Source organism: Moorena sp. SIO4A5 (genome assembly GCF_010672005.1).
Taxonomy (GTDB): domain Bacteria; phylum Cyanobacteriota; class Cyanobacteriia; order Cyanobacteriales; family Coleofasciculaceae; genus Moorena.
Genome location: NZ_JAAHHZ010000083.1, coordinates 1 through 23,924, shown reverse-complemented (window position 1 = coordinate 23,924; position 23,924 = coordinate 1). Strand labels below are relative to the sequence as shown.

The 23,924-nt window shown below is 43.9% G+C and carries 26 protein-coding genes, 2 tRNA genes, 1 pseudogene and 1 other annotated feature; of the genes and pseudogenes, 21 read left to right on the top strand and 8 right to left on the bottom strand.

The features are described 5' to 3' along the window. Nucleotides 1–138 precede the first annotated feature (138 nt). Nucleotides 139–3,255 carry a phospholipid carrier-dependent glycosyltransferase gene (locus F6K57_RS22915; RefSeq protein ID WP_293070821.1) on the top strand — a complete coding sequence of 1,039 codons (3,117 nt, stop codon included), beginning with the start codon at nt 139–141 and terminating at the stop codon, nt 3,253–3,255. Nucleotides 3,256–3,802: 547 nt separating this feature from the next. On the opposite strand, the gene F6K57_RS22910 is transcribed toward F6K57_RS22915, so the two are convergent. Next, a complete protein-coding gene (locus tag F6K57_RS22910; protein ID WP_293070819.1) occupies nt 3,803–3,976 on the bottom strand; it encodes a hypothetical protein in 174 nt (57 codons plus the stop codon). Nucleotides 3,977–4,183: 207 nt separating this feature from the next. On the opposite strand from F6K57_RS22910, the gene F6K57_RS22905 reads away from it, so the two are divergent. From F6K57_RS22905 to rplL, 10 genes are all read left to right on the top strand, one after another. After that, nucleotides 4,184–5,320: a hypothetical protein gene (locus tag F6K57_RS22905; RefSeq protein WP_293018664.1), complete on the top strand. Its 1,137-nt coding sequence runs from the start codon at nt 4,184–4,186 to the stop codon at nt 5,318–5,320. A 709-nt stretch (nt 5,321–6,029) separates the two neighbouring features. Then, nucleotides 6,030–6,392 (top strand): 50S ribosomal protein L19, encoded by a 363-nt coding sequence (gene rplS / locus F6K57_RS22900; protein ID WP_293018662.1) that lies wholly within the window; start codon nt 6,030–6,032, stop codon nt 6,390–6,392. A gap of 381 nt (nt 6,393–6,773) precedes the next feature. After that, nucleotides 6,774–6,846: transfer RNA gene (locus F6K57_RS22895), tRNA-Trp, on the top strand. A 519-nt stretch (nt 6,847–7,365) separates the two neighbouring features. Beyond that, on the top strand, nt 7,366–7,488 hold the full coding sequence (locus tag F6K57_RS22890) for a hypothetical protein (protein ID WP_293036963.1): 123 nt from the start codon (nt 7,366–7,368) through the stop codon (nt 7,486–7,488). A 41-nt stretch (nt 7,489–7,529) separates the two neighbouring features. Beyond that, nucleotides 7,530–7,757 (top strand): preprotein translocase subunit SecE, encoded by a 228-nt coding sequence (gene secE, locus F6K57_RS22885; protein ID WP_008188891.1) that lies wholly within the window; start codon nt 7,530–7,532, stop codon nt 7,755–7,757. Then, on the top strand, nt 7,757–8,374 hold the full coding sequence (nusG, locus tag F6K57_RS22880; protein WP_293018741.1) for a transcription termination/antitermination protein NusG: 618 nt from the start codon (nt 7,757–7,759) through the stop codon (nt 8,372–8,374). The genes secE and nusG overlap by 1 nt, the downstream gene beginning before the upstream one ends. A 10-nt stretch (nt 8,375–8,384) precedes the next feature. Then, nucleotides 8,385–8,810: a 50S ribosomal protein L11 gene (gene rplK, locus F6K57_RS22875; RefSeq protein ID WP_071105455.1), complete on the top strand. Its 426-nt coding sequence runs from the start codon at nt 8,385–8,387 to the stop codon at nt 8,808–8,810. 164 nt (nt 8,811–8,974) lie between these two features. Continuing rightward, on the top strand, nt 8,975–9,691 hold the full coding sequence (gene rplA / locus F6K57_RS22870) for a 50S ribosomal protein L1 (protein WP_293039763.1): 717 nt from the start codon (nt 8,975–8,977) through the stop codon (nt 9,689–9,691). A 46-nt stretch (nt 9,692–9,737) separates the two neighbouring features. Continuing rightward, nucleotides 9,738–9,906 (top strand) — a sequence feature (ribosomal protein L10 leader region). A 184-nt stretch (nt 9,907–10,090) separates the two neighbouring features. Then, nucleotides 10,091–10,657 carry a 50S ribosomal protein L10 gene (gene rplJ / locus F6K57_RS22865; RefSeq protein ID WP_075901772.1) on the top strand — a complete coding sequence of 189 codons (567 nt, stop codon included), beginning with the start codon at nt 10,091–10,093 and terminating at the stop codon, nt 10,655–10,657. A gap of 89 nt (nt 10,658–10,746) precedes the next feature. Further along, entirely contained in the window at nt 10,747–11,151 is a 405-nt protein-coding gene (gene rplL / locus F6K57_RS22860; protein ID WP_293018656.1) for a 50S ribosomal protein L7/L12, read from the top strand. A 377-nt stretch (nt 11,152–11,528) separates the two neighbouring features. Here the strand turns inward: rplL and F6K57_RS22855 are convergent, their stop codons facing one another. Further along, nucleotides 11,529–11,702: a hypothetical protein gene (locus tag F6K57_RS22855; RefSeq protein WP_293018654.1), complete on the bottom strand. Its 174-nt coding sequence runs from the start codon at nt 11,700–11,702 to the stop codon at nt 11,529–11,531. 836 nt (nt 11,703–12,538) lie between these two features. Between F6K57_RS22855 and F6K57_RS22850 the strand changes: the two genes are divergently transcribed. The 3 genes from F6K57_RS22850 (at nt 12,539) to F6K57_RS22840 (ending at nt 14,551) form a co-directional block, all read left to right on the top strand. Beyond that, nucleotides 12,539–13,288 carry a hypothetical protein gene (locus F6K57_RS22850; protein WP_293070814.1) on the top strand — a complete coding sequence of 250 codons (750 nt, stop codon included), beginning with the start codon at nt 12,539–12,541 and terminating at the stop codon, nt 13,286–13,288. Beyond that, nucleotides 13,281–14,261, top strand: coding sequence for a pentapeptide repeat-containing protein (locus F6K57_RS22845; protein WP_293070812.1), 981 nt, complete (start codon nt 13,281–13,283; stop codon nt 14,259–14,261). The genes F6K57_RS22850 and F6K57_RS22845 overlap by 8 nt, the downstream gene beginning before the upstream one ends. A 107-nt stretch (nt 14,262–14,368) precedes the next feature. Then, on the top strand, nt 14,369–14,551 hold the full coding sequence (locus F6K57_RS22840) for a hypothetical protein (protein ID WP_293070810.1): 183 nt from the start codon (nt 14,369–14,371) through the stop codon (nt 14,549–14,551). Here the strand turns inward: F6K57_RS22840 and F6K57_RS22835 are convergent. After that, the gene (locus F6K57_RS22835) at nt 14,544–15,014 is read right to left on the bottom strand and encodes a shikimate kinase (protein ID WP_293070808.1); all 471 of its coding nucleotides are present in this window, start codon (nt 15,012–15,014) and stop codon (nt 14,544–14,546) included. The two genes, F6K57_RS22840 and F6K57_RS22835, sit on opposite strands and share 8 nt — an antisense overlap. Nucleotides 15,015–15,153: 139 nt before the next feature. After that, nucleotides 15,154–17,181, bottom strand: coding sequence for a serine/threonine protein kinase (locus F6K57_RS22830; RefSeq protein WP_293070806.1), 2,028 nt, complete (start codon nt 17,179–17,181; stop codon nt 15,154–15,156). A 266-nt stretch (nt 17,182–17,447) separates the two neighbouring features. Between F6K57_RS22830 and F6K57_RS22825 the strand changes: the two genes are divergently transcribed. After that, entirely contained in the window at nt 17,448–17,771 is a 324-nt protein-coding gene (locus F6K57_RS22825) for a (2Fe-2S) ferredoxin domain-containing protein (protein WP_293029561.1), read from the top strand. Here F6K57_RS22825 and F6K57_RS22820 read toward each other — a convergent pair. Together F6K57_RS22820 and F6K57_RS22815 are read right to left on the bottom strand one after the other, a co-directional pair. Next, nucleotides 17,768–17,896: a hypothetical protein gene (locus F6K57_RS22820; protein ID WP_293029558.1), complete on the bottom strand. Its 129-nt coding sequence runs from the start codon at nt 17,894–17,896 to the stop codon at nt 17,768–17,770. The genes F6K57_RS22825 and F6K57_RS22820 overlap by 4 nt on opposite strands. Nucleotides 17,897–17,917: 21 nt before the next feature. Further along, nucleotides 17,918–18,592, bottom strand: a complete 675-nt coding sequence (locus tag F6K57_RS22815) for a response regulator transcription factor (RefSeq protein ID WP_293029555.1) — start codon at nt 18,590–18,592, stop codon at nt 17,918–17,920. 256 nt (nt 18,593–18,848) lie between these two features. Here F6K57_RS22815 and F6K57_RS22810 point away from each other — a divergent pair, with 256 nt between their 5' ends. The 6 genes and pseudogenes from F6K57_RS22810 (at nt 18,849) to F6K57_RS22785 (ending at nt 23,001) form a co-directional block, all read left to right on the top strand. Further along, the gene (locus tag F6K57_RS22810; protein WP_364303831.1) at nt 18,849–19,358 is read left to right on the top strand and encodes a M48 family metalloprotease; all 510 of its coding nucleotides are present in this window, start codon (nt 18,849–18,851) and stop codon (nt 19,356–19,358) included. A gap of 74 nt (nt 19,359–19,432) precedes the next feature. Next, a pseudogene (locus tag F6K57_RS22805) lies at nt 19,433–20,128 on the top strand (class I SAM-dependent methyltransferase); the annotation flags it as partial. A 157-nt stretch (nt 20,129–20,285) separates the two neighbouring features. After that, nucleotides 20,286–21,710 (top strand): transposase, encoded by a 1,425-nt coding sequence (locus tag F6K57_RS22800; protein WP_293031068.1) that lies wholly within the window; start codon nt 20,286–20,288, stop codon nt 21,708–21,710. A 12-nt stretch (nt 21,711–21,722) separates the two neighbouring features. Next, the gene (locus tag F6K57_RS22795; protein ID WP_293030199.1) at nt 21,723–21,956 is read left to right on the top strand and encodes a hypothetical protein; all 234 of its coding nucleotides are present in this window, start codon (nt 21,723–21,725) and stop codon (nt 21,954–21,956) included. A 173-nt stretch (nt 21,957–22,129) separates the two neighbouring features. Further along, the gene (locus tag F6K57_RS22790) at nt 22,130–22,855 is read left to right on the top strand and encodes an HAD family phosphatase (protein WP_293070802.1); all 726 of its coding nucleotides are present in this window, start codon (nt 22,130–22,132) and stop codon (nt 22,853–22,855) included. A 73-nt stretch (nt 22,856–22,928) separates the two neighbouring features. Beyond that, nucleotides 22,929–23,001, top strand: a tRNA-Ala gene (locus F6K57_RS22785). Here the strand turns inward: F6K57_RS22785 and F6K57_RS22780 are convergent. Beyond that, the gene (locus F6K57_RS22780) at nt 22,992–23,153 is read right to left on the bottom strand and encodes a hypothetical protein (RefSeq protein ID WP_293030205.1); all 162 of its coding nucleotides are present in this window, start codon (nt 23,151–23,153) and stop codon (nt 22,992–22,994) included. The genes F6K57_RS22785 and F6K57_RS22780 overlap by 10 nt on opposite strands. Nucleotides 23,154–23,283: 130 nt before the next feature. After that, the coding region (locus F6K57_RS22775) for a DUF4351 domain-containing protein (protein ID WP_293070800.1) at nt 23,284–23,924 on the bottom strand (641 nt) is incomplete at its 5' end.

Genomic DNA, 23,924 nt, shown 5'->3' with positions numbered 1-23,924 from the left:
TCCTCTACATAGGTATGAACATCTGGGTTTTGTTCAAATAAACGCTTTCTCAAGATTACCCGTTCAATATCAATTTACTCAATCACTACAGGTAAGATTGTTGTAGCTAATTGATCTGAGCACCTAGCACTCACCACTATGAAAAGACGCTTTAGAGATCCAGTAATTTTAGGACTAATTTGGCTAGGGAGTGGATTTTGCGATCGCATTTGGTTTGCCCTAGATCACTCTGTCCCAGCTTGGGACCAGGCGGATTATTTGACCGGTTCCTTGAATTACTGGCAGGCGTTGCAGCATCCTGAGTGGTTCTCTGGAGAGTGGTGGAGCAGTTTTTGGGCAATTTCCTCAAAAGTCCCGCCATTGACTTATATTATTGCCGCAATGGTTCAGCAGCTGTTTGGAACCGGACCAGAGCTAGCTACGATAGCGCTAGTTTTATGCAGTGGAGTGCTAATTGCTTCAGTTTATGGATTAGGGCTAGTGTTATTTAACCGCCCGGTAGGGTTATGGGCTGCTGGTTTAGTCATGTTGTTACCAGGACTATATCGCTACCGTTTAGAATTTTTGCTGGATTATCCATTAACCACAGTAGTCAGTTTGTGTTTTTGGTCTCTGACAGTGTGGTGGAGTTTGGGAAGGGCAAAGACACCCTTATCGCGAACCAGAGGTGGGACCCGTGATGGCGAGCAATCCCTCGCCATCACGGAAAGCGCACCTAAAGTAAGACAAGGATGGTTGTGGGGGTTGGGGTTTGGGGTTTGTTTAGGATTAGCCTTGCTAGTTAAGCAAACCGCCTTATTTTTTCTATTTGTGCCAATCGTTTGGGCTGGGGTAAGGGTTCTGTGGCAGAGGCAATGGCAAAGGTTAGCTCAATTAATCGGCGGTTTGCTGGTATCAGTTTTGCTATTTGGTCCATGGTACCGGATTAATTGGTTGTTGATATTGACCTCTGGGAAGCGAGCAACCATAGATTCCGCGATCGCAGAAGGAGACCCAGCCCTCAATACCCTTGACGCCTGGGTTTACTACTGGAAAATCTTACCTTACCTGATCTCTTGGCCGCTGTTGTTAATACCGATAGTAGGACTATTAATTTATGGGCTCAAGTATGGGCTCAAGCAATCCGCGATCGCAAAATCGAACAATCTGCCATCCCCCCATCCCCCCATCTGGTCACTAACCTGGCTAGGAGTCTTCATAGTGGGTGGTTATCTATTGTGTTCATTGAATATTAATAAAGATGCTCGCTATATCTTGCCATTAGTTCCAGTGCTATCACTGTTTCTGGCTTATGGCTTAACCTGCTGGACTAATCGTTGGGGTAAACCCATGCGTTGGAGCACGGTAGGGCTAGCAACTGTACTGATGATGTTGAATCTATTTCCATTAGGAGGTAGAGGATTGACTCAATTACTTAGTCCCCGTGTACAACATTTTCCCTACTTAGGACAGCCATGGCCTCATCCGAAGGTAATTGCGGAAATCATCAAGACTCAACCTTACTTGCGCTCTAACTTAGGAGTATTACCGTCAACCCCAGACATTAACCAACATAACTTCAATTACTATGGTGCATTAGCCAATTTCCAAGTATACGGGCGTCAAGTGGGAACCCAAGCCAAACAAGTGAAACAGGATATGCGATCGCTTTCTTGGTTCCTCACTAAAACTGGTGCCCAAGGGTCAATCCCAGAATCCCAAGCAGCTATTGTTCAGGCAGTTGAGCAAGGGACAGAATTTGAGCTACACCAGACTTGGGATTTACCCGATGCTAGCCAACTGAAACTGTATCACAAGCGGCAGCCACCAATAGCCGTAAAACCATTATCGATAAAGCCTGTGGGTGACCAATCATCCATAAAACCCACTAGTTTCAATAGCAATGCTTCCCTGGCCAAAAGGCCACGCTACGCGAACAGCAATACTCTCAGCTCAAGCCCCAGAGTTAAATTAGACCAAGTCACCGTACCAGAAAAATCTCCTGCTGGAGTACCTGTACCAGTAACTTATCAGTGGACTGGTTCTTGGGAGCAATTACAATCTGGCATCGTTATCCTAACCTGGCAACCGGTAGATTTGTTCGCGAAGCGTGGCCTTTTGGCCAAGGTTGGTAAGTTGAAGGTTAACAAGTTGTTCGCGTTCGCGCAGCGTCGGCTTTGCCGAAAGCGTGGCCTTTTGGCCAAGGTTGGTAAGTTGAAGGTTAACCAGTTGAAGGTTGTTCGCGTTCGCGCAGCGTCGGCTTTGCCGAAAGCGTGGCCTTTTGGCCAAGGTTCAACCGAAACTAACCTTCAACCTTCAACCGAAACTAACCTGCAACCTTCAACCGAAACTAACCTTCAACCTTCAACCGAAACTAACCTTCAACCTTCAACCGAAACTAACCTACAACCTTCAACCGAAACTAACCTTCAACCTTCAACCGAAACTAACCTTCAACCTTCAACCGAAACTAACCTTCAACCTTCAACCGAAACTAACCTTCAACCTTCAACCGATACTAACCTTCAACCTTCAACCGATACTAACCTGCAACCTTCCACCCACGGATGGTTACACGACCATGGTATTGCCATGGGAGAACTACACTCTTCCCAATTACCACCTGCCAATGCCGAATTTGAAGTCATTGAACGGATGGCGATGTTTCCCCCAGCAGATATCCCAGCTGGAAGCTACACCTTAAAAGCAACTTACCTCAATCGACAAACTCGCGAAACCTATCCGATACAAGTACCAACGGTTACCTTGACCATCGATCCAGCAGCTACCCCCATAGCTGCACCAGAACTAGATTTAATCACCCAAATGCGGATATTGTCCACTAATTTACCTAAAGGACTCAATGGCCTAGAACCGGTTTTTGAAGAAACTGCCCGCATTAACCAGTACGATCCGATTCAGGACTACTTAGAGCAAGCAGATTTAGCCTTAAGCTATCGGCTGGAATTGGAACCGAATAACCTAGACTTGGCCTATGCTCTGGCCTTGAGTAGGGTATTGCAGCAAGATGTAGAAGGTGCGATCGCAGCATTAAAGCGAGTCACCCAACTTGACCCCCAAAATCCCTATGCTCACGCTTATCTTGCCTTCGTCTATCTCTATGATTGGGATGGAAAAAATGGAGAAAATGCCCTAAAACCTGCCCTTAAAATCAACCCGACTATTCCCGAACTACAAGCCCTATCTGGTATAGCTGCCTTGATGCAAGGTAATGTGTTCAAAGCTTGGAGTGTTATTCAGGGATTAGAACTTTAAAGCGATGGCCTTTTGGCCTTTTGGCCACGCTACGCGATCGCTAATTTTATTTAATTGTGAATTAATTGTGAATTAATCTCTCAAGAAGACTAAGTTTTTTAGTCTTCGCGTTCTTTGGGTCTTTGCGGTTACTCATATAGCGCTACGCGCAAGTCCGCAAGGTTCGAAGTTAGAAGTCAGAAGTAAGCTATGACTAAGTTTGCTGAGTTTAGGAATGTCAAACATCTTAATGGGTAGTGCTATAGCAAGTCTTATACCCATGAGGTACAAATCTCTGGGTTTTAGGGAGCAGGGACTGAGGCCGTGGGCCACGCGGGGCGCGTTCGGAGCAGGGAGCAGCGGATATGGGAAGAGTAACCCACCCCTAACCCCTCCCAGGAGGCAGGGCTGTTTCAAACTTTAGTAAGTTAACGATTATTGGAGATAGGGGGATAGGGGGATAGGGGGATAGGGAAATAAACTAAAATTTACCGAAAAATGCCCAAATTTAGTCATTAAAATCTTACGAATTAACCGCCTTCAATCAACTCAAATCACTAACAATTTGTTAACGGCCTTGGTGTAAGGGAACGATAAATTTGCCCAAAATCCCGAGTATTAGTCCAAAATTCTCCCCATCTCCCCATCTCCCCATCTCCCCATCTATTTTTTGCGAGAATGAAACAGCCCTGCTCCCAGGAGGGGAAGTGAGGGAAGTGGGAAAAAATAATGTGTACCTCATAGCTATGATAAACGCTATATACCAATTCCCGAACGCTTAAGATTTGGTAATAATTTTTTCTATATTTATTTTTATAGTTTCAGTATTTTTATTGAGGTAATTTAATTCAATTGCCTCAATAATTTAAGTAAAGTTTATTTAAACTAGGTTATTTGTTGAATAAACTAACCTGCAACTAAATTTTAATGTGTGAAAACAAACAATCTTATGAAAGCAAACTTTAAAAACAAACAACCTATTAATTTACTCAAACTGACAAAAAACCTATCACTAGCCATCCTAGGGTCTGTTTTGAGTTTCGCCGCGATTGAAGTTGCTAACCCAGCACCCTCTGACGCTTTTGTAATTTTTAACCGGTCTGGTAGCACACTCGGAGGTGGCTCCCGATGGGATGCAGCTCCAAGGACTATCCATGGAAAAGAGCGTTCCCTGGACGGCGGATTGCGATACTCACTACAGGGCGGTTCCTATCAAGCTTACCGAGATTTATTCACCTGGGATATTCTTCCTAGTGTCAACGAGTTTCAAAATGCCATTGAGGCTGCGTTCAACGCCTGGACTGTAGTTGACCCGGTTTCTGGCTTAGGTACCGATTTGTCATTTGTAGCAGATTTAGAGACACCAGTAGTAGGTACCGGTAGAGGAGGCGTTAACCGATATGGTGCCGAGATTGACCTGTTGGCCTCGACAGATGCAACGTTCTGGAATCCTGGACATACCTCACCCCAAGGTGAAGCGTTTTTTTATTACATCAACGATACTGTAACTCTCACCTCCGGAACGGAAAATTACGCAGGCTCAAGCGCCATTATCGGAGCAGATATCACCTTCAACAATAATGCCGGAACAGTATATACCCTCGACTTTTTTAGGCGATTGTTGACCCACGAGATCGGTCATGCCATTGGATTAGGGGATATCGAGGGAGACATCAGTCCTAATAGATTTATCGACGACAACTATGATGGCAGTACTAGCGCCACAGCTCTAGCTACATTGAGCAACCCGATCGCCCAACTAATCGATCCCCTCAATCCAGCTGCTTCACCATTTTCATTGTTTACAGTTCCAGATCAGGATCCTGGTGTTGACACCCCAGGCGTAGATATTCTGATGGAATCCCGGGGACTAGGTATAGCTCCAGGCAACCCAGTCACCAACCTCACCCCATTGGTTAACGATGACTACGCTGGTCGCCAGTTCCTGTATCCAGTGTTCTCTGAGGCTAGCGTTTCCTCTGAGGCTAGTGTTGATGAACCTACTGCTACATTAGGTTTACTAGCCCTTGGTATTATAGGTGCACGTTTGATTACTCAAGGGAAAAAAGCAAGCAACAGAGAGTAGATCAAGTGACCAAAAAGTTGGGTTTCAAGCCCCGTCCTTCGGCAGACGGCTTTTAAAAAATCTGTTAGAATATGCATAGTAGCCTAGCACAGACAGGATTCGTCGGTACTGTCATAACTTCACGAGCGTTTTGCGATGTTAGCACCTGAGGCGCGAAAAACCTCATTAAAAACGTATGGATCCGTGCCAGATACCGAAAACCAGTAAAGCTTGCACATTGAATACTAAAGTACCGTGGGGTTAGAAGTTACCGTAAGAAGAGTGGAGCCTTAATCAAAAAGTTTTAACCCTTTTACCCATAGCCGACTAACCATAAAGGCGACCCTCTGATAAGGTTTCGTCTCCGGCACACGGGAACTGAGGAAACTCAACGCTTAGGGAGATAAGCCCACGCTCGGTTAGTTAAATTAGGCTAAATACTTGGTTTTTAAACGGGTATTCGGCTTAAGTATTGCCTTTGACGGATAGCTAATTTTAGCGATGCAGCGCGGTCTTGGGGGTTTCCCCCATGAGCGACTGCATCAAGACAAGGCATGTCGAGGAACTAAGAATCCCCGTCCATAAGCGGGCGGGGAGTGTCAACAGATCAGCTATTTACACGAAATAGACACAGGTAGTGGTGCTGAAATCCTACCTTTTCCCAAAAAATTCTAGACTTCAAGTCTTTCTTTGGGATATAATCAGAAACTGGTGCTTTTAGGCAAAAACCATGAATGCTCAAGAAATCATTCGTTCCATTGAAGCGGAACAACTTAAGGAAAACGTCCCTACCATCTATGTCGGTGACACCGTGCGGGTGGGGGTACGGATTAAAGAAGGTAATAAGGAACGGATTCAACCCTATGAAGGCACTGTGATTGCCATGCGCAATGGTGGCATAAATGAAACGATTACAGTACGCCGGATTTTCCAAGGGATTGGTGTGGAACGGGTTTTTCTACTCCATTCTCCAAAAATTGCTAATATAAAAGTAATCCGTCGAGGCAAGGTGCGTCGAGCCAAGCTATACTACTTACGCGATCGCGTTGGTAAAGCTACTCGCATCAAACAACGCTTTGACCGTAGTTTATAGCCTTTTTTTGGTTTAGCATCAGGTTGGTGTAAATGGCAAAATTAGGGTAAACTTAGAAAAGCGAGAGGCTAGCCACTGTTGACGATTTTATCCAAATATCTTGCAGTATCTACAAAAATATGTTAGACTTTGATTATGAATCTAGTGTCAAAGAAAACATTCTGGTTCCTTGAATTGAAGCCGAAAACCAAAGCAAACCATGATAGTGGTTGCGTTTTCTATTAAACACAGATTTATGCGCCTTGAGCGGAACAAAACCTATCTTGGCCTTGGGAGATACCCCCTGGCTGCGAGAGCAGCTTGCATTAGTGGGCTAAAATCTGCAAAGTAGATTTTGGTAGCTAAAAAGTATCGGTTAACCTCTACTTCTCTAGTCCATCTGCGTCCTTAGTTCAGTTGGTAGAACGCAGGTCTCCAAAACCTGATGTCGGGGGTTCGAGTCCTCCAGGGCGCGCTCAAAATTGGTAGAATACAAAAGTGTTGGATGCCAGGGTTTACCTGAGCAAATCCAGTGGGAGTCCGTAAGTTGAGGGGGCTGAGTAGGATAGTTTGACTCAACTATCAGGACTAGTGGATTGTAGTGGCGGGGGCCCTACCAGCTAGACTATCCCCGATGCAAGGAACAGGAAATTGACATAGGTGCGCTCTTACTTGGCGAATTACATTGGCCACAGGTAGCACCTCCAGTAAAGCCGACTTGTGTCATCTAATCCCTGGCTGGATTGACCAAAAATTTTGGGTTTCAAGCCCCGTCCTAGAAGGACGGCTATTTAGGCGGTTCTGTACTAAGTGTGGTAGTATTAATAGATAAACATACACCCATGAATTAAGGATAGATATTATCTAGAAAATAAATAGACAACGTAAAAAATATGTAAAAGATACATATTGCGTAATTTGGTCTAACGACTTTAACGTCTATGAAAAATTTAGATAGAAAAAAGTATCTATCTCTAAAAAAAGTAAAGGTACGGTGGGGCACACCGGAACCTATATCTTAGATCCAAACGCTTTGGGAGACTTGGCCTCTACTCTTCCTGACTCCGGTCTGGTTAAGCAAGTCGAGTCGTTGAGCGAAGAATCCCCGTTCTTCTAGGACGGGGAGTGTCAATGCGTTGATGGGGGAAAGGAGAAGTTGTGGCAAAGAAAACAAAAGCTGAACCAGAGACTAAAGAAACTGAATCTGGGTTTAACCTAGGTAAGTTCTTCAACGAAACTAAAGAAGAACTCGCTAAAGTCGTTTGGCCTTCTCGGCAACAGTTAATTAGCGAATCAGCAGCGGTATTGTTGATGGTCATTCTGTCTGCCACCATAATTTACTTGGTAGATGGTTTATTTTCCTGGGCATCAGGACAAGTATTTTGATGAGTTTTGCTGCAGACGAATCCCAAGATGTCGATCAACAGGTATCAAAACCTGCAAGTCCACGTTGGTACGCAGTCCAGGTTGCTTCTGGCTGTGAAAAACGGGTTAAGACGAACTTGGAACAGCGCATCCAAACGATGGATGTAGCGGACCGGATTTTGAAAGTCCAGATTCCCCAAACACCTACGGTAAAAATCCGTAAGGATGGTTCTCGGCAACACGGCGAAGAAAAAGTTTTCCCCGGCTATGTGTTAGTCCAGATGGTGATGGATGATGAAGCTTGGCAAGTTGTCAAAAACACACCAAATGTGATTAATTTTGTTGGGGCAGAACAACAACGCCGCTACGGGCGTGGTAGGGGACATGTTAAACCCGTACCCCTCAGCTATGGTGAAGTAGAGCGGATCTTCAAGCAAACCGAAGAGCAAGAGCCGATTGTCAAAGTAGATATGGCAGTAGGGGACAAAATCATGGTGCTATCTGGTCCGTTTAAAGAATTTGAAGGGGAAGTGATTGAAGTTAGCCCCGAAAGGAGCAAACTCAAAGCGTTACTCTCGATCTTTGGGCGGGATACACCAGTAGAATTGGAGTTCAATCAGATTGAAAAAACAAGCTAGACCTTAGATAATGGCTAAAAAAGTTGTTGCATTGATTAAGTTAGCGCTCCCAGCTGGGAAAGCTAACCCAGCTCCCCCCGTCGGACCAGCACTCGGTCAGCACGGGGTAAATATTATGGCATTCTGTAAAGAGTACAATGCCAAAACTGCTGATCAAGCTGGTATGGTGATACCAGTAGAAATTTCAGTGTTTGAGGATCGAAGCTTTACCTTTATCCTCAAAACTCCACCAGCATCTGTACTGATTAAGAAAGCTGCTGGCATTGAGAAAGGTTCAGCACAACCCAACCGCACTAGAGTTGGCAGCCTTACTCGCTCCCAGCTGCAAGAAATCGCCCAAACTAAAATGCCTGACCTCAATGCTAATGATATAGAAGCGGCAATGAAAATTGTGGAAGGCACAGCTAGAAACATGGGTGTAGCCATAACCGATTAGAAGGATGAAAGATAATCAAGGATGAAAGATGAATTAAGGCTGTAACCTGACAACTTTCAACTTTCAACTTTCAACTTTCAACTTTCAACTTTCAACTCCAATGTATTAACGTAAACCATAGAGGGGGAGGAGTTTTACTTCGCTAAGTACCCCAGGAGATACAGATGCCCAAGAAACCATCGCGTCGATTACAAGAACTAAAAAAGAAGGTTGAAGAGCGACCTTACGAACCCATAGAAGCTCTCAAACTCCTCAAAGAAACAGCCACGGCCAAATTTCCGGAATCGGCTGAAGCCCATATTCGCTTAGGAATTGACCCAAAGTATACTGACCAGCAACTGCGCACTACAGTGGCTTTACCGAAGGGAACAGGTCAGACGATACGAGTAGCAGTGATTGCTCGGGGTGAAAAAGTCTCGGAAGCTAGTAATGCAGGGGCAGACATTGCCGGTTCTGAGGAGTTAATTGCAGAAATTCAAAACGGGATGATGGATTTTGACCGGCTCATTGCTACGCCGGACATGATGCCCAAAGTAGCGAGATTGGGTCGCCTCCTCGGACCACGGGGCTTGATGCCTTCTCCTAAAGGTGGTACAGTTACTAATGACATAGCTCAGGCAATTCAAGAATTCAAAGCTGGTAAACTAGAATTTAGGGCTGACCGTACTGGCATTGTTCATGTTATGTTTGGTAAGGCATCCTTTAGCCCCGAAGACTTACTGGTGAATCTGAAGGCTTTGCAGGAAACTATCGACCGCAATCGTCCATCTGGCGCGAAAGGTCGCTATTGGCGCACTTTATATGTGTCTGCTAGCATGGGTCCATCGATTGAAGTGGATATCGCTATCCTGCGCGAACTCAAGCTTGAGGATGCTGCTTAAAACGTAGATTAGAAATCATCCTAAAATTCGGCTAGACAAACTAGACAATTGAAGAAGGCTTGCGCTGAAGACAGCAGGAGTAACTAGCTTAATATCCTGCCGAGGTTAAAGTACTATGTATCATCTGCCCAGGCACTGATCCTACAGTGAGTGCTATAGGGGTAATGATACGACCCTTAACCCCGGCCAAGTCTCCGGGGTTTTAGTTTGGTTATTTGTTATCCGTCAGATCTATGTGCTACGCACACGCTACGCGATGAAGCGAAGCTTCCGCCAAAGGCGATCGACCGTTCAATACTTATCATTCTTGGTTGAGAGTCAATTGAAAATAAATAATATTTATTTTTATTTATTTTTATTTATTTTCAATTAACAATTAACCAATTAACACTTAACAAAATGGGTAGAACACTTGACGAAAAAAAGACAATTGTGGCGGAGCTCAAGCAAACCTTGAGTGAGTCTCAATTGGCTGTAGTGATTGATTACCAGGGGCTGTCGGTTGCTGAAATTACCGATTTACGGAATCGTCTGCGTCCCACTGGCACGATTTGCAAGGTGACCAAAAACACCTTCATGCGGCTTGCGGTGGAAGAAGACGAAAACTGGCAGCCGATGACAGAATTCCTGAGTGGTACTTCAGCCTTTCTCCTGGTCAAAGACGATGTTGGTAGTGCCATCAGAGCCTACCAGGAGTTTAAGAAAGCCGCCAAGAAGACTGAATTTCGCGGCGGCGTGATGCAAGGTCAAGCCTTGAATGAAGAGCAAGTTAAGGCAATTGCCGACTTGCCTTCTAAGGAGGAACTGATCGCGCAAGTTGCTGGAGCGATTAATTCTATCGCTACCAAACTTGCTGTCGGGATTAATGAGGTACCAGCCTCCTTGGGTCGCAGTATTAACGAGGTGCCAGCTTCTTTGGGTCGATGCATCCAAGGGATTGCTGCCAAGGAAGAAGGCAACAGCTAGTACTCGGTTTTCCCCCTTTCGGAGATTTGTACAACACTCAAGTACAACACTCAATACATTAAACAATTCACCTAAAAGGAGTTATATCAATGTCTGCTACAACTGATGAAATTCTCGAAAAATTAAAATCTCTGACTCTGCTAGAAGCTTCTGAGCTGGTTAAGCAGATCGAAGAGGCTTTTGGTGTCAGTGCTGCTGCTCCTGCTGGCGGTATGATGATGATGCCTGGTGCTATGCCTGGTGCTCCTGGAGCTGCTGAGGCTGAGCCAGAGGAGGAGAAAACTGAATTTGATGTGGTTCTAGAAGAGTTCCCCTCTGATAAGAAGATTGCTGTACTTAAGGTGGTGCGTACCATCACTGGTTTGGGTCTCAAAGAAGCCAAAGAGTTGGTGGAATCTGCTCCTAAACCGATTAAAGAGGCCATTGCTAAAGATGCGGCTGAGGATATTAAGAAGCAACTGGAAGAGACTGGTGCTAAAGTTACCGTCAAGTAATATCTACTATCATCTCTGGTTGACTAATCATCATATCCCTTCTCGGGTAATGTAAGAGGTTGTCTGAGAAGTCTCATTTGCTACATCCAAGCCCCCTAAATCCCCCAATTTTGGGGGACTTTTAGAAGCAAATTGACTCTTGTTCCCCCCAAAGTTGGGGGGCTAGGGGGGCAAAATTCAGTATCAAAAAACTTTTCAGATATCCTCTAAGCATTCAGCGGTCAGCGGTCAGCGGTCAGCGGTCAGCTATCATGCTTATTTTATTCAAAAGCACCTCAAGTAGCCTGAGCCTACAGCCAATGGCTGTTTCTGTAGCGTGCGCGTAGCGCTTAAGCTGAAAGCTGAAAGCTGACGACTAGGGACTATTTAGTAAGTGATTAACCAGACTTGAGATAAGTTGGGAGCCGACGCAATCGGCTCCTTTTTTTGGCCTTGCTTAATAATGGAATGATTTGAATAGTTTTGTAGAACGGGCATCTTGCCCATTTCATTTGTGGTTGATACCAAGTTGCGGTCAAACGTACAACTTTCTCTTCCGCCCATCTCCCCATCTCCCCATCTCCCCATCTCCCTATCCAACCAATCTACTCTCTTTGAATGCAACTCGGTATGAGGGGGTGACAAGCCAGCTCAACTGCTGGTGATGCGATCGCATACCATCCCCTTCGGAGGAATCCCGCCTTGGGCTTGAGAAGACGCTGATTTCAATAACTCCATCCAGTCACTGAATCCAGTCTGTGAATCCAGTCACCGAATACAGTAATTAACTTCACCGGTTGATGTGATTGATATCACACCTTTATCTAACTAAATCGATAATAATGATTATTAGTGAAAGTTATAAGATTAGTCAGCCAAGTCTTAGAATTTATCATCTCAGGGCAAAGCATCTTATTATACCCTCATAATTATCAGATCAGGGTAGCGCGTCTCTGACTAATTAAATATCTTAGTCAAGAAATATAATATCAATCTCTGATTAACTAATTATCATATCCGAAATCAGGGAATTTGGAATTGGTGATTTGGAATTGGTGATTTTAAATTGGTAATTGGTAGTTTAGGATTACCCATTACCGATTACGCTTACCCAAAAATCTAGAGACTATTTTGTAAGTGATTAACTGGACTTGAACTAATAGATCAGTTCAGATCATTTCAGTAAAGCTGTATCGGTGTCTTCAGCTAAACGTGAGATGCTCATTATGCCGTGTATTTCACGTTTAACTAGATTTTACGTGCATTTCTGCTCAAACAATTCGAGCAGAGGTCGCTGTCATCAGTAACCTAGAAGCAATTCTTTGCAAACGTGAATATGAACTCGTTTGCCTATAAGCCTTAGGGTTGCCTCGCGAGTAAACTGTGAACCTCTGTATCCTAATTTAGCATGTCCAAAATAAAATCGACACCGCTTATCCCACAAGAGGAAAATAAGCAAAATAAATTTCCAGATTGTCTGACGATGGAGCTTAAAGTTGAGCCAGTCTCGACAGGGATTTTTTCATCTCGCCAGATAGAGCAATTGAAGCTATACCTGACTATACAATTTAATGAACAGTGGGTGCAGACGCCATTGGGTCGAGTTAGGTTCGGACTCAAAGGTGGAGAACTCAGGCTAAGGCTGAAAAATGGCAAGATCCCTTTGGAAGCCCGTAACTTCAGTGGCTCATTTGACCCTGATGTTGAGAAAGAGAGGAAGCAGCAAGAGAGTAAGGAAAATCACAGTAAAGTGGAGGCTTGTTGGGATAAAAATCAACCTGGAGTTAAAGCTAACCATGGTCAAAAAAATACAGGAGGCACAACCGATGAGTTTCAGTTCATTGACCCTCAGATCACAACGAAGGGGTCAGAGGAAACTCCGGCTTGGGTTTTTGAGGTAAAAACGGGTCAACCCGTGTTTAAAGGATTACTCAAGGAAGTCGAGCTGGGAACAATAGATGTAATGGCAAAGCCGTGCTACATAGAAGCTACCTTTGAAGTTTTTAAGCCAGATGTTCATCTGACTGGAGCTGAAGGGTTGTGGTCTTCCGAAATTAGTCGGGAAAAAGATGTAGTCTTAGATAGAAAGATTGCCTTACTGCTTCTAAAGCACCAATTAAAACCTTATTTAAGTAAAGTGGTACTCAAGTATGACTAACGAACAATTAAAACCGGTAAATAACGAACAATTTAACCAAGAGTTGGAAGAATTAATCAAAAGTGTTGAAAGCGCTAACACTACTAATTTTTCTAAACTGTCGGAGATAGCTGACCTAAATCTTTCTGAGGACTTGGCTAGAGTTGACTTAAGCGGGGTTAACTTAGAAAACGTGAATCTAAGGAATGCCGATTTAAGGGGAACGATTTTTAGGAATGCCAATCTGAGCGGTGCTGATCTTAGAAATGCTAATCTAACCGGTGCTGACTTTAGTAATGCTATTTTAGACAACGCTAAATTTGGTAATAATTTAGGGCTTACTGAGGATATTATATCTGCTCTCAAGGCTCAAGGGGCAATTTTTTTTGATGATTATAAGGAATTCTTGCTTCCTATAGAAAAATTACATAATGTAGAAGCTCTCTGGAAGCAGGGTATCAAAAAAACACTTTTGATGATAGAGGAATTGAGTGATAGGGATGTGGAATGGATGATTGCTACAGGAAGCAAGAAAGAAATTATTGCCGATACTACGCTTATAGAAGAAGGGAAAGAGATTGATGCACTGTATATAGTGTTGGATGGACAGTTTACAGTTTCAGTTGAGGGCAGAGATATTGCTGAATTATCGGGAGGTGAAGTAGTGGGAGAAATGTCTTTTCTAACACGAAGTTTACCTGCCGCTACTGTTACCGCTGTAAATGACTCAGTAGTTTGGTCAATTTGTCGGCAGCAATTGCAGGAAAAGCTACAGCAAAATACAGATTTTGCTTCCCGTTTTTATAAAGCTATTTCTCTTATTTTAACTGATAGATTACTCGGCCAATCTTATCAAAATCAAGCTTACCAAATTCAGCCATTACCTAACTACTATGGCAGCAATAAAAATATTAATGATCCGGCTTATTTGAATCGTTATGCTGCACAACAAAAGTTAGATTCTCTAATCAAAGGATGTCGGACAAGTGCTTGAGTTAAACCAAACTATTTACCACTAATAGCATTTATAAATTCGGTGAGGTACTTTTGTCCTAGGTTAAGCACGAGTAGGGAGTAGGAAGTAGGAAGTAGGGAGTAGCGATGGAGCGCTGCCCATTAATTCTGGATTATTATGATGACTTCAGCAATTCTGTCTACTGTCTACTCCCTCTAATTTTAATAATTAGAGGGAGTGATAAAATCCTAAAAAGGGTGTTGGACAATCCTAGCATTAGAGAATGGGATTCGGCAAAGCCGAGGCTACGCGAACGCATGATTAATTGATTTCTCTTTTATTGCCGCTAAACCTTTTGAATAGTCTATCATGGCACCTAAAGGAATATTCATCATCACGTGAATAGTAGTCTCTAATCCAGGTTTGTAAAAAATCAAAATTCGCTTCTTGTTCTTTGGGAGTCTTATACTTATGAGGCTCCCATGGTCTTCTCTTATTGTTTTCTAGGCATTTTTCAACTCCAGGATTCAAAAATATCATCTCTGATGAATAGTTGGCGGCTGTCTCAATCAAACTCCCGTAGCATCCTTCAATTATCCATTCAGGATTTTTTTGAATAAAGTCGATTAATAATCTCTCGCTTTCCGCATCTTCCCGTCTTACTCCTGGTAGATCGGGTATCCAAGTAATAGTATCTAGATCTAATATGGGTAAGCTGAACTCAACCTGCAATTTTAAGGCTAAGGTGGTTTTTCCCGCTCCAGAGTTGCCGAATATTAGTATCTTTCTCATGTTAGATTAAATAGAGAAAAGTATCCTAGTGATGAATTGTGATCAATAGGAAACAGGGAACTTTTTATAACTAATCCCTCAGCCTTCAGCCAGGGGGCTTTGAGCATTAGAGTCTTGATCAGGGAATTAGGATTACTTTTTACTTTAAATCCGCTTCCCAAACACCAATATAAATGCGATCGCTACCGTCTCGTTGAATCACACCCTCCAAGCTGTTATTGTTACCACTGGAAAATTTATAGGTCTTAGACTCGCCCTGATATACATCTTTCAGTCCCTGTTTAATGTCAGTGGAAATGTTGTTACTGAGCAGCTTGTTTAAGGTCTCTGACATGATTTCTAGGTCAACGGATTGCGAAAAAGTAACTTCCGTTTGGCGCAGACGCCCAGAACTTCGATCAAACAGGTATCCTAGGTCTACATGATTGGGCACAACGTTTTTATAAAGGAAAGCGCGAGTCTTCCACATGCCGTTTGATTGTTTTGTGGGCTTGCCTAAAGCATATTCCACTGCTCTTCGCTGAGTTCCTGGGGGAAATTTGGGAATAGCGTTGAGCTGAGCAAGATTTGGGTTACTGGTCTTGTTTTCTACGATGGGTGAAGGTTCGGTGATAGGTTTCGGTGTCGTTACTGGAACTGGTTTTACAGTAGTGTCTGATTGTGATGGGGATGTTGGTGTGACCGGATCAGTTACGGTAGTGTCTGGTTGTGATGGGGATGATGGTGTGACCGGATCAGTTACGGTCGAGTCTGGTTGTGATGGGGATGATGGTGTGACCGGATCAGTTACGGTCGAGTCTGGTTGTGATGGGGATGATGGTGTGACCGGATCAGTTACGGTAGTCTCTGGTTGTGATGGGGATGATCGATCCTTGGTCTGGGACTGTGATGGGTATGATGGTGTTTCTGGTTTAGTTACTGGTTGTGATGGGTTATTGGTCTGGGACTGTGATGGGTATGATGGTGTTTCTGGTAATGGGTCTTTTGATGATACTTTTTTATCTTGCGGTTCTTGAGAACTTGGCTTGTCTGGGTATGATGTTGATTTAGATTGATCATAGGATGGCACGGTCGTAGAGGGATTCAAGAATTTGTTGAATCCCGAAGCAACAGCCACCACAATCAGTAATATACCGCCTCCGATTAAACCTCCCTTTAAAACTGCCTTGTAACTATCGTTTTGTTTTACAGTGACTGGATAAGGGCCTTTAATAGTGGACACTGAACCGTTGTTGGCTGGTGGCTCACCGGGAGAAATGGGGACTGTTGCTACGGTACCTTTGTTGGCTGTTGATGGGGCACCGGGAGACATGGGGACTGTGGCTTCCGTAGGTGATGCCGGGTCAGATTGGAGAGCATCAAGCATTTGTCTGGCACTAATAAAGCGATCGCGTGGATGGAATCGAATCGCTTTGTCGAGCACTATTCCTAGGTTTGAATAAAGGTGTGGGGCATCTTGACGCCATAAAATTTCACCAGTCCTCTCATCTGTGTGGAATAGCTGTGGTATTTTACCCGTTAGCAATAAAATTGCTGTCAGCCCCAAACTGTAGAGATCACTGCTATAGGTTGGGTGTCCTGCTGACTGTTCCGAAGACATATAGCCAGGAGTGCCAATTATAATTGATGCTGGGTGAGGGGTGCCAGAGTTGGTGACTACGGTACTCATTGCTTCTTTGACTGCACCAAAATCAATCAGAACTGGTACTCCATCTCGTTGGCGGATAATGATGTTATCTGGCTTAATGTCCCGATGAATGATACGGCGAGAGTGGACATACTCTAGAACTTTTAACAAACTAATTAGGAGTTCCCTAACTTCAATCTCAGTAAATTTTTTTCCCTGTCTGACCTGTGTTGTAAAGGTATTGCCTCGAATCCACTCTTGAACCAGGTAAAACTTTTCGGCTTCAGAGAAATAGGCATAAAGTCTTGGAATCTGGTCATGTGCTTCCCCTAAGGCTTCTAAAACAGCTGCTTCTCGTTGGAATCGCTCTTGGACGACCTTGTAAGCTTTAGAATTATGAGCTAATGCCTTAAGTTGCTTAATCACACACCGCCGTCTTGAGGGCATATGGATATCTTCGGCGAGAAAGGTGTCACCGAACCCACCCGAACCTAGAGTCTCAAGGACACGGTAGCGATTGTTTAAGAGTTTTGGATTCATGACGGATTCAGGGACAATTGGGTTCGAAGTGTGGTCTTCATTCTAATGTTAAGCTGCTGTCCGATTCAATTGGATGCTTGAGCAATGAGTTATTGGTAATTATTCATTGGTCATTGGTGCATAACAGGAGACTGTGCTTCCTCAAAACCGACTCAGGACTGAAAACAGGTATTTGGCATTTTAGGGGTTAATGGTATTAAACTATGCCTAAAAGTCAATGGCTATGATGAAGGGAGTAATAATTCTTAATATTAACTGAACTTAAGGTGGAAACAGATTTTACTCAACACAGTGCCAAAACCGAAAAGCCTTGTGTTTTAGTCTGCCAACATAAGTCTTGTTTAGCAGCCGGTTCAGCTGAGGTGCTGGCTGCCTTCGAGGAAGCTGATCTTTCTGACTTTAGCGTGATTGGTACAACTTGCCAGGGACAGTGTAGTTCTGGTCCAACGGTGCGGATTGTTCCAGAGGAGACTTGGTATTGCCGAGTCAAACCACAAGATGTGCCGGTAATTGTGGAAGAACATCTGCAAGGGGGTAAGTTAGTAAGGGCAAAACTCCATCCCCGCATCCATATGAGTTTTGGGTATTAGGTATAGCAGTTTTCCATGCTTTTAGGAAGTCGGGAGTCGGGAGTCGGGAGTCGGGAGTCGGGAGTCGGGAGTCGGGAGTCGGGAGTCGGGAGTCGAGAGTCGGAAGTCAGGATGGACTGATGCAATCAGGAATGATGCACTCAGGACTAATCTCGCAATACGTAGCCAACACCGCGCACGGTTTGGACTAGACGGTTTTCGTTGTTGGCTTCTAGCTTCAGGCGCAAGTAGCGAATGTAAACTTCTATGATATTAGAGTCACCCATAAAGTCATAACCCCAAACTCTTTCGAGGATTTGCTCTCGGGTGAGGACTTGTCGGGGATGGGCAAGAAGATATTCGAGTAGATCAAATTCTTTGACAGTCAGTTCAATTAATCGCTGACCTCGATAGACTTCACGGGTGCTATGGTTTAAACTTAAGTCGGCAAATTGGAGGATGTTGGGGTCTTCGGTTTGATTGCGTCGCAGATGAGCTCGGACTCTGGCTAATAATTCCTCTACGCTGAAGGGTTTGACTACGTAGTCATCAGCACCAGCATCTAAACCACTAACGCGATCGCTTACTTCATCTTTAGCGGTTAATAAGATAATCGGCACTTGATTACCAGTACTGCGCAGGCGTCGGCAAATTTCTGGTCCAGATATGCCCGGTAGCATCCAGTCGAGTATTACTAAATCTGGATTAGATTCCCGCGCTGCTCCCAAACCAGCTAACCCATCCGAGGCAACACTAACCTCATAACCTTCGTACTTCAGTTCCAGTTCAATGAACTGGGCTAGTTTGGTTTCATCTTCGACAACTAAAATATGGTGGGTCATAGCTTGATGGTGTCTAGGCCAAACAACTGTAAGTTCTTAGGACTAATACAGAAATAATAACGGCTCTAATAATTCATCATATCTTCCACAACAATAGTCTTATAAGTCTTATAGTATTTTGCTATGGATGAATTTGGGAGATAATCGGTGCGTAGAGCTACTTTACCAGTGTCTCTGAAAATCCAGTAACTAGGGAAAAGCAGCGCATCCAACTTTCCCCCCGTCAGGAAGTGGTGATGGGGTTACAAGCACGGAAATGGCGGCTCAACACGGTGGTCTTTACCCAGATAAAGCCCTTCAAGGATATATTTCTCAGGTGGGAGAGCGGATGGTCAAAAAGTCGGCAGCTTCTGGTTCACTACATCTGGCCAAGCAGAAACTTGGGGTAGCATTGGTTAATGCTGTTGGTATTGCTGCCAGTGATGATGCCCAGAGTGGTAGGCAAGCAGCACTACTTGCCCAAGCGATTAATCAAATGGTTAGCCTTAAGTATGGACGTGAGGATGAATTAGAAAGCGATCGCCTTGGTTTTCGGTTTATGACGCAAGCGGGCTATAACCCTAGGGGAATCGTTGAACTGATGCAAGTCCTTAACTCGATTCGACAGGGTGGGCAACCACCGGAGTATGTCACTACTCACCCTAACCCTAGTAATCGGATTGAACAACTCCAGAGTCTGATTACTAAAGCTTACCCTAATGGTACTCCTGCTAATCTCCAAGAGGGTCGGGAGCGCTTTGCTCGGAATGTTAAAGGGTCACGGTAAGGAGTGTGGTGCTAGATTAATCAGCCTCAAGGTATACTGCGTTAGGAGTTGGTTTGATATCTCCAGGTATAACTATGGCCGTTAATCAAGATACACTTTGGGACCGTTTCTTATCCCCGATCATCGGTAGCTTGATTGATTTTGAAAAGCTGCAGCAGTTTGACGAAACTATGAATTGGGAAGCTGAGTGCGTTCGCGTAGCGGCTCGTATCGAGCATCGCTTCCATAACCCTGATTTAATCTATCCTGACTATTACAGCACTCAGAATTTCCATGGTATTGAAGGGGGCTACTTGAATGGAAGTGCAGCCACAACCTATGACCCAATTACCCAATATGCATTGCCCCCTAATGAAGCCTGGGTGCGTCAGGGGTTGATTGATACTATAGTAGGGAAGCCACGACGAATTCTGGATTTGGGCTGTGGCACCGGTTCCACAACCTTGATGTTAAAGCAGAGGTTTCCTGATGCCGAGGTCATTGGTCTTGACTTGTCACCTTATATGCTGGTCATGGCTGAGTATAAAGCTAACAAGGCTAATCTCGATATTCAGTGGCTTCATGGTATGGCTGAACAGACGGGTTTAGATGATCAGTCTTTTGATCTAGTTACAGCATCACTGTTGTTTTACGAAACTCCACCTAAGGTAACTCAGTCGATTTTGCATGAATCCTTCCGACTGCTGCAAGGGGGAGGACAAGTTTTGATTCTAGACGGGAATCAGACTACGATCCGGGAGGCGAATTGGCTAACGGAAGTTTTTGAACAAAATGTCTCGCGCAGTCCCCACCTATAATCTTCGATTTAGGTGGGGTTAGCGAGACCAACAAAAAACACTACCTTTTCTTATTCTTTTGGCAATTCTAGATTAATCATATTTGTGTTAATATAATTTAATAGCCTCTAGAGTGGGGTGTGACTAGACCATGGGTAAAAAAAGCCAAAGAAAAACTAAAAAATCTCAACCTCAACCTCTGATTCGTACAGATGTGTGGCGTTTAGTTACTACTCCCGAACAGAAAGAGATGATGTTGATGACGGTAACCTGCTACCGTAAATATCTTTTACCTTTAGTTTTGATTGTGAATGCACAATGGTCTAATTTAGCCCCTCTAAGTAGCTTAGAATTAGTTTTGGCTGTGGAAAAAATGATTCATGTTACCACAGCTAACCCAAATCCCAAACATAGTTATTATCAGAAAATTGTCAACAAATATCCAGATCACCGTAAGTTTCCCAGCTATTTAAGAAGAGCAGCCATAGCTGAAGCAATTGGCATTGTTTCTAGTTTTCAAACCCGTTATCGTTCTTGGCAGTCGGGAAATCGTAAAAAACGTACAGCTAAAGCACCAAGACTAACAGCAATGTGTAAAACTTACCCGGCTTTGTATAAAGGTCAACAAATTTTATACGGTAAGGATTATCAAACTGTTGCTCTCAAGGTGTGGTCGGGAAAAGATTGGATTTGGTTAACTAATATAGGAGTAAAAAATCACGGAAATAATCGGCATTTAGTTGAGGGCAACAAATTAAAGTCACCTTCTTTAGTGGTGAATAAAACTAAATGTCAGCTCTCAATGCCAGTTCAAATAAAACCAGTAAAAAGAGAAGAAACCGATTATGTTTGTAGTGTTGACTTAGGGATAAATAATGCAGCAACGGCTGCTATCGTCGGGCGGGATGGTACTGTAAAGGCGAGGACTTTTATTAATCCAGCCAGAGACATAGACTATCGCAACAAACGACGAATGATGATAGCCAAAAAAGCTAAACAAACCAGTAATTTAACTGGTCAAACATTACCGAAAGGGTTTTGTGGTGGACTTAACCGCAAGTCAGCTAATCAAAATCTAGAGATTTCTCGAAAAGTAGCCAGACAAATTGTTCAATTCGCCAAGGTGCATGGCGTCAAGGTAATGGTCTTAGAAAATCTCTGGGGATGGAAAGCAAAAGCTGGGAAAAAAAGGTCATTAATGAAACAAAAATTTCACTTATGGTGTCACCGAAAAATTGTCGAAATAATCACAGATAAATGGACAGAATTAGGTGGAAAAGTTCAGACAGTTAATCCTAAATATACCAGTGCGGTAGCCTTTGATGGAAGTGGAAAAGTTAGACGAAGCCAAACAAATTATTCCCTAGCAAAATTCAAGAGTGGAAAACAATATCACGCGGATTTAAACGCTAGTTATAACATCGGTGCTAGATATTGGTATTGCTTAATAGTAGGGGATAAAAACTTTTCTAGGGTGTACGACAGCAAAAGTTCTGACGGCACATTGAGAACGCCAATTGTCCTGGGGACGTTAAGAAATTTAGCTGTTCAAGAGCGAATGAATCCCCATCCATAATCTTTGATTTGGATGGGGTGCGTTCAAGAACCCTATATCAAGGCTTACGCTAATGGTAGTGTTGACGCTTGGATGGGTGCAGCTAGTTTTGAAGCAGTGCGCACTACGCAATGGTGGTGGCTGCATCAAATAACTCAGGGTCTAAAACCTTTGCCAGTAGGGAAATCAACTCCTTGGGAATCTCAATCTCAGGGGAGTTTTCCAGATGATATTGCGTCACTTGGGGTGCCGGTTCCAGCGGTATAGGGCAATTTTACAGTAAGCACTTGGACACAATTAACGTTGACTGTTAAGATTAGTAAAGTTGACTGTTAAAATCAGGGAATAGGCAACCGGTAACGGGGAGCAGAAGAGGGTTGAGTAACGTTATGTTTTTTAAGTTACTCAACAATAGTAACAGAATTTATGTCTAGGTACTTATGAGTTTGAAAGCAGTTCTGTTTGATTTTAACGGAGTAATAATCAATGATGAGCCGATTCACGAGAAACTAATTGAGGAAATTATTCTTGGGGAAAATTTGCGTCCGGATTCCGAAGAGTTTCGACAGGTTTGTACAGGTAGAGGCGATCGCTCTTGTCTGCGAGAGTTACTTAAGCGTCGCGGTCGGGTGGTTACGGAGGATTACTTAAACCAGCTCATTAGCCGCAAAGCTGCTGCCTATCAACGTCAGCTAGAAAGTATGGAAACCTTGCCCATTTATCCTGGTGTGGAGGATTTAATGGTTCAGATCAAGGGTGCTCAGATACCGATGGCTCTGGTGACTGGAGCACTGCGGAATGAAGCAGAAGTGGTGCTCAATCGCGCTGGTTTAGCTCACTATTTTAGTTTGATTGTTGCTGGTGATGATATTACTACTAGTAAACCGGAACCGGATGGCTATCTGCTAGCGGTAGAGCGGCTCAATCAAGTTTATGGTAACCTGAACTTGAAACCTGCGGAATGTCTAGTGATAGAAGATTCTTTGGCTGGAATTGAGGCGGCGAAGCGAGCTGGCATGCCAGTGGTAGGAGTGGCTAGTACTTATCCCCTTCATATGCTACAGCGTCACGCTAACTGGACTGTGGATTATTTGAATCAGCTGGAATTAGAACGGGTGCAGCAGGTCTATTCTGGGGTATCACCTGAGCCAGTAGGAGAAATATAGAGGATAAAACGGCAAGGGGGCACAGGGCGATGGGTTCCGGTGCTAGAATAAACACAATCAACAAAGGTACTAGGGGGAATTGGCTCAGTTGGTAGAGCGCTGCGATCGCACCGCAGAGGTCAGGGGTTCGAATCCCCTATTCTCCATAGATAGCAGTTTTCAATTGGGTGAGGGACTTACGCCCTTGGGGTTTTCGGGAGTAGGGAGTAGGGAGTAGGGAGTAGGGAGTAGGGAGTAGGGGTAAGACAGCTGTGTGCCATGGCTTGGGGGAGCACCTTGAAAGCCCTTTGGAAACCATGGCAGTAGCGAATCTGATCTCATCTGAGGATAATTACCCTTAATAAAAATCTCCCCATCTCCCCAGACTCCCCACCCTCCCTACACTCCCCACACTCCCGTTAATTATGGGTATTCAACCAGACTTGATATTATCTATCCCTGAACTGGTTCAACCAATTGCTCAAATCCACTTCGGTTTCAAAATCTAACAACGCTTCCCCTAAATCCTCCAACTGGGAAAAGGATAACTGCTCAATTTGATGCTGTAATTGGGGATTGAGCTGACCTAGGCGACGGTTAAGTAGACGGATAATTAAATTAAGCTCATTGTGCTTTCCTTGTTCTAATCCTTGTTCTAATCCTTGTTCTAATCCTTGTTCTAATCCTTGTTTTAATCCTTGTTTTAATCCTTGTTCTAATCCTTGTTTTAATCCTTGTTCTAATCCTTGTTCTAATCCTTGACGAATAATCCGTTGATAAACCACCGACTCTTGCATCATATCCTCCCGAAAATAAGCTTGAATTAACTGCTCATCAAATTTCACCCCAGCCAACAGTTGCACGCAAGCAGATAGGTTACGCTGCTGTTGTGTATCTTCAATCATATCGATTCTGGCTGCTACCTGGGAGAGTAATGTTTCTGGGACTTCAGCTTGTGCTAACACTGCCAAGGGTAGTAACCCCGGGGTTGTCAGTAACGGTTGTGGATCACATTCCCAAATCCGAATCACTCGGTAGTGGAAGGATAGGTTCGGCTCGGTAAATTGATTCACAAATACTCCCGCTAATC

What these genes read in the sequence shown, in the direction of transcription:
- F6K57_RS22915 (WP_293070821.1), top strand. Translation starts at nt 139, where the DNA reads ATGAAAAGACGCTTTAGAGATCCAGTAATTTTAGGACTAATTTGGCTA.
- F6K57_RS22910 (WP_293070819.1), bottom strand. Translation starts at nt 3,976, where the DNA reads ATGAGGTACACATTATTTTTTCCCACTTCCCTCACTTCCCCTCCTGGG.
- F6K57_RS22905 (WP_293018664.1), top strand. Translation starts at nt 4,184, where the DNA reads ATGAAAGCAAACTTTAAAAACAAACAACCTATTAATTTACTCAAACTG.
- rplS (WP_293018662.1), top strand. Translation starts at nt 6,030, where the DNA reads ATGAATGCTCAAGAAATCATTCGTTCCATTGAAGCGGAACAACTTAAG.
- nusG (WP_293018741.1), top strand. Translation starts at nt 7,757, where the DNA reads ATGAGTTTTGCTGCAGACGAATCCCAAGATGTCGATCAACAGGTATCA.
- rplK (WP_071105455.1), top strand. Translation starts at nt 8,385, where the DNA reads ATGGCTAAAAAAGTTGTTGCATTGATTAAGTTAGCGCTCCCAGCTGGG.
- rplA (WP_293039763.1), top strand. Translation starts at nt 8,975, where the DNA reads ATGCCCAAGAAACCATCGCGTCGATTACAAGAACTAAAAAAGAAGGTT.
- rplJ (WP_075901772.1), top strand. Translation starts at nt 10,091, where the DNA reads ATGGGTAGAACACTTGACGAAAAAAAGACAATTGTGGCGGAGCTCAAG.
- rplL (WP_293018656.1), top strand. Translation starts at nt 10,747, where the DNA reads ATGTCTGCTACAACTGATGAAATTCTCGAAAAATTAAAATCTCTGACT.
- F6K57_RS22855 (WP_293018654.1), bottom strand. Translation starts at nt 11,702, where the DNA reads ATGGGGAGATGGGCGGAAGAGAAAGTTGTACGTTTGACCGCAACTTGG.
- F6K57_RS22850 (WP_293070814.1), top strand. Translation starts at nt 12,539, where the DNA reads ATGTCCAAAATAAAATCGACACCGCTTATCCCACAAGAGGAAAATAAG.
- F6K57_RS22845 (WP_293070812.1), top strand. Translation starts at nt 13,281, where the DNA reads ATGACTAACGAACAATTAAAACCGGTAAATAACGAACAATTTAACCAA.
- F6K57_RS22840 (WP_293070810.1), top strand. Translation starts at nt 14,369, where the DNA reads ATGGAGCGCTGCCCATTAATTCTGGATTATTATGATGACTTCAGCAAT.
- F6K57_RS22835 (WP_293070808.1), bottom strand. Translation starts at nt 15,014, where the DNA reads ATGAGAAAGATACTAATATTCGGCAACTCTGGAGCGGGAAAAACCACC.
- F6K57_RS22830 (WP_293070806.1), bottom strand. Translation starts at nt 17,181, where the DNA reads ATGAATCCAAAACTCTTAAACAATCGCTACCGTGTCCTTGAGACTCTA.
- F6K57_RS22815 (WP_293029555.1), bottom strand. Translation starts at nt 18,592, where the DNA reads ATGACCCACCATATTTTAGTTGTCGAAGATGAAACCAAACTAGCCCAG.
- F6K57_RS22810 (WP_364303831.1), top strand. Translation starts at nt 18,849, where the DNA reads ATGGCGGCTCAACACGGTGGTCTTTACCCAGATAAAGCCCTTCAAGGA.
- F6K57_RS22800 (WP_293031068.1), top strand. Translation starts at nt 20,286, where the DNA reads ATGGGTAAAAAAAGCCAAAGAAAAACTAAAAAATCTCAACCTCAACCT.
- F6K57_RS22795 (WP_293030199.1), top strand. Translation starts at nt 21,723, where the DNA reads ATGGGGTGCGTTCAAGAACCCTATATCAAGGCTTACGCTAATGGTAGT.
- F6K57_RS22790 (WP_293070802.1), top strand. Translation starts at nt 22,130, where the DNA reads ATGAGTTTGAAAGCAGTTCTGTTTGATTTTAACGGAGTAATAATCAAT.
- F6K57_RS22780 (WP_293030205.1), bottom strand. Translation starts at nt 23,153, where the DNA reads ATGGTTTCCAAAGGGCTTTCAAGGTGCTCCCCCAAGCCATGGCACACA.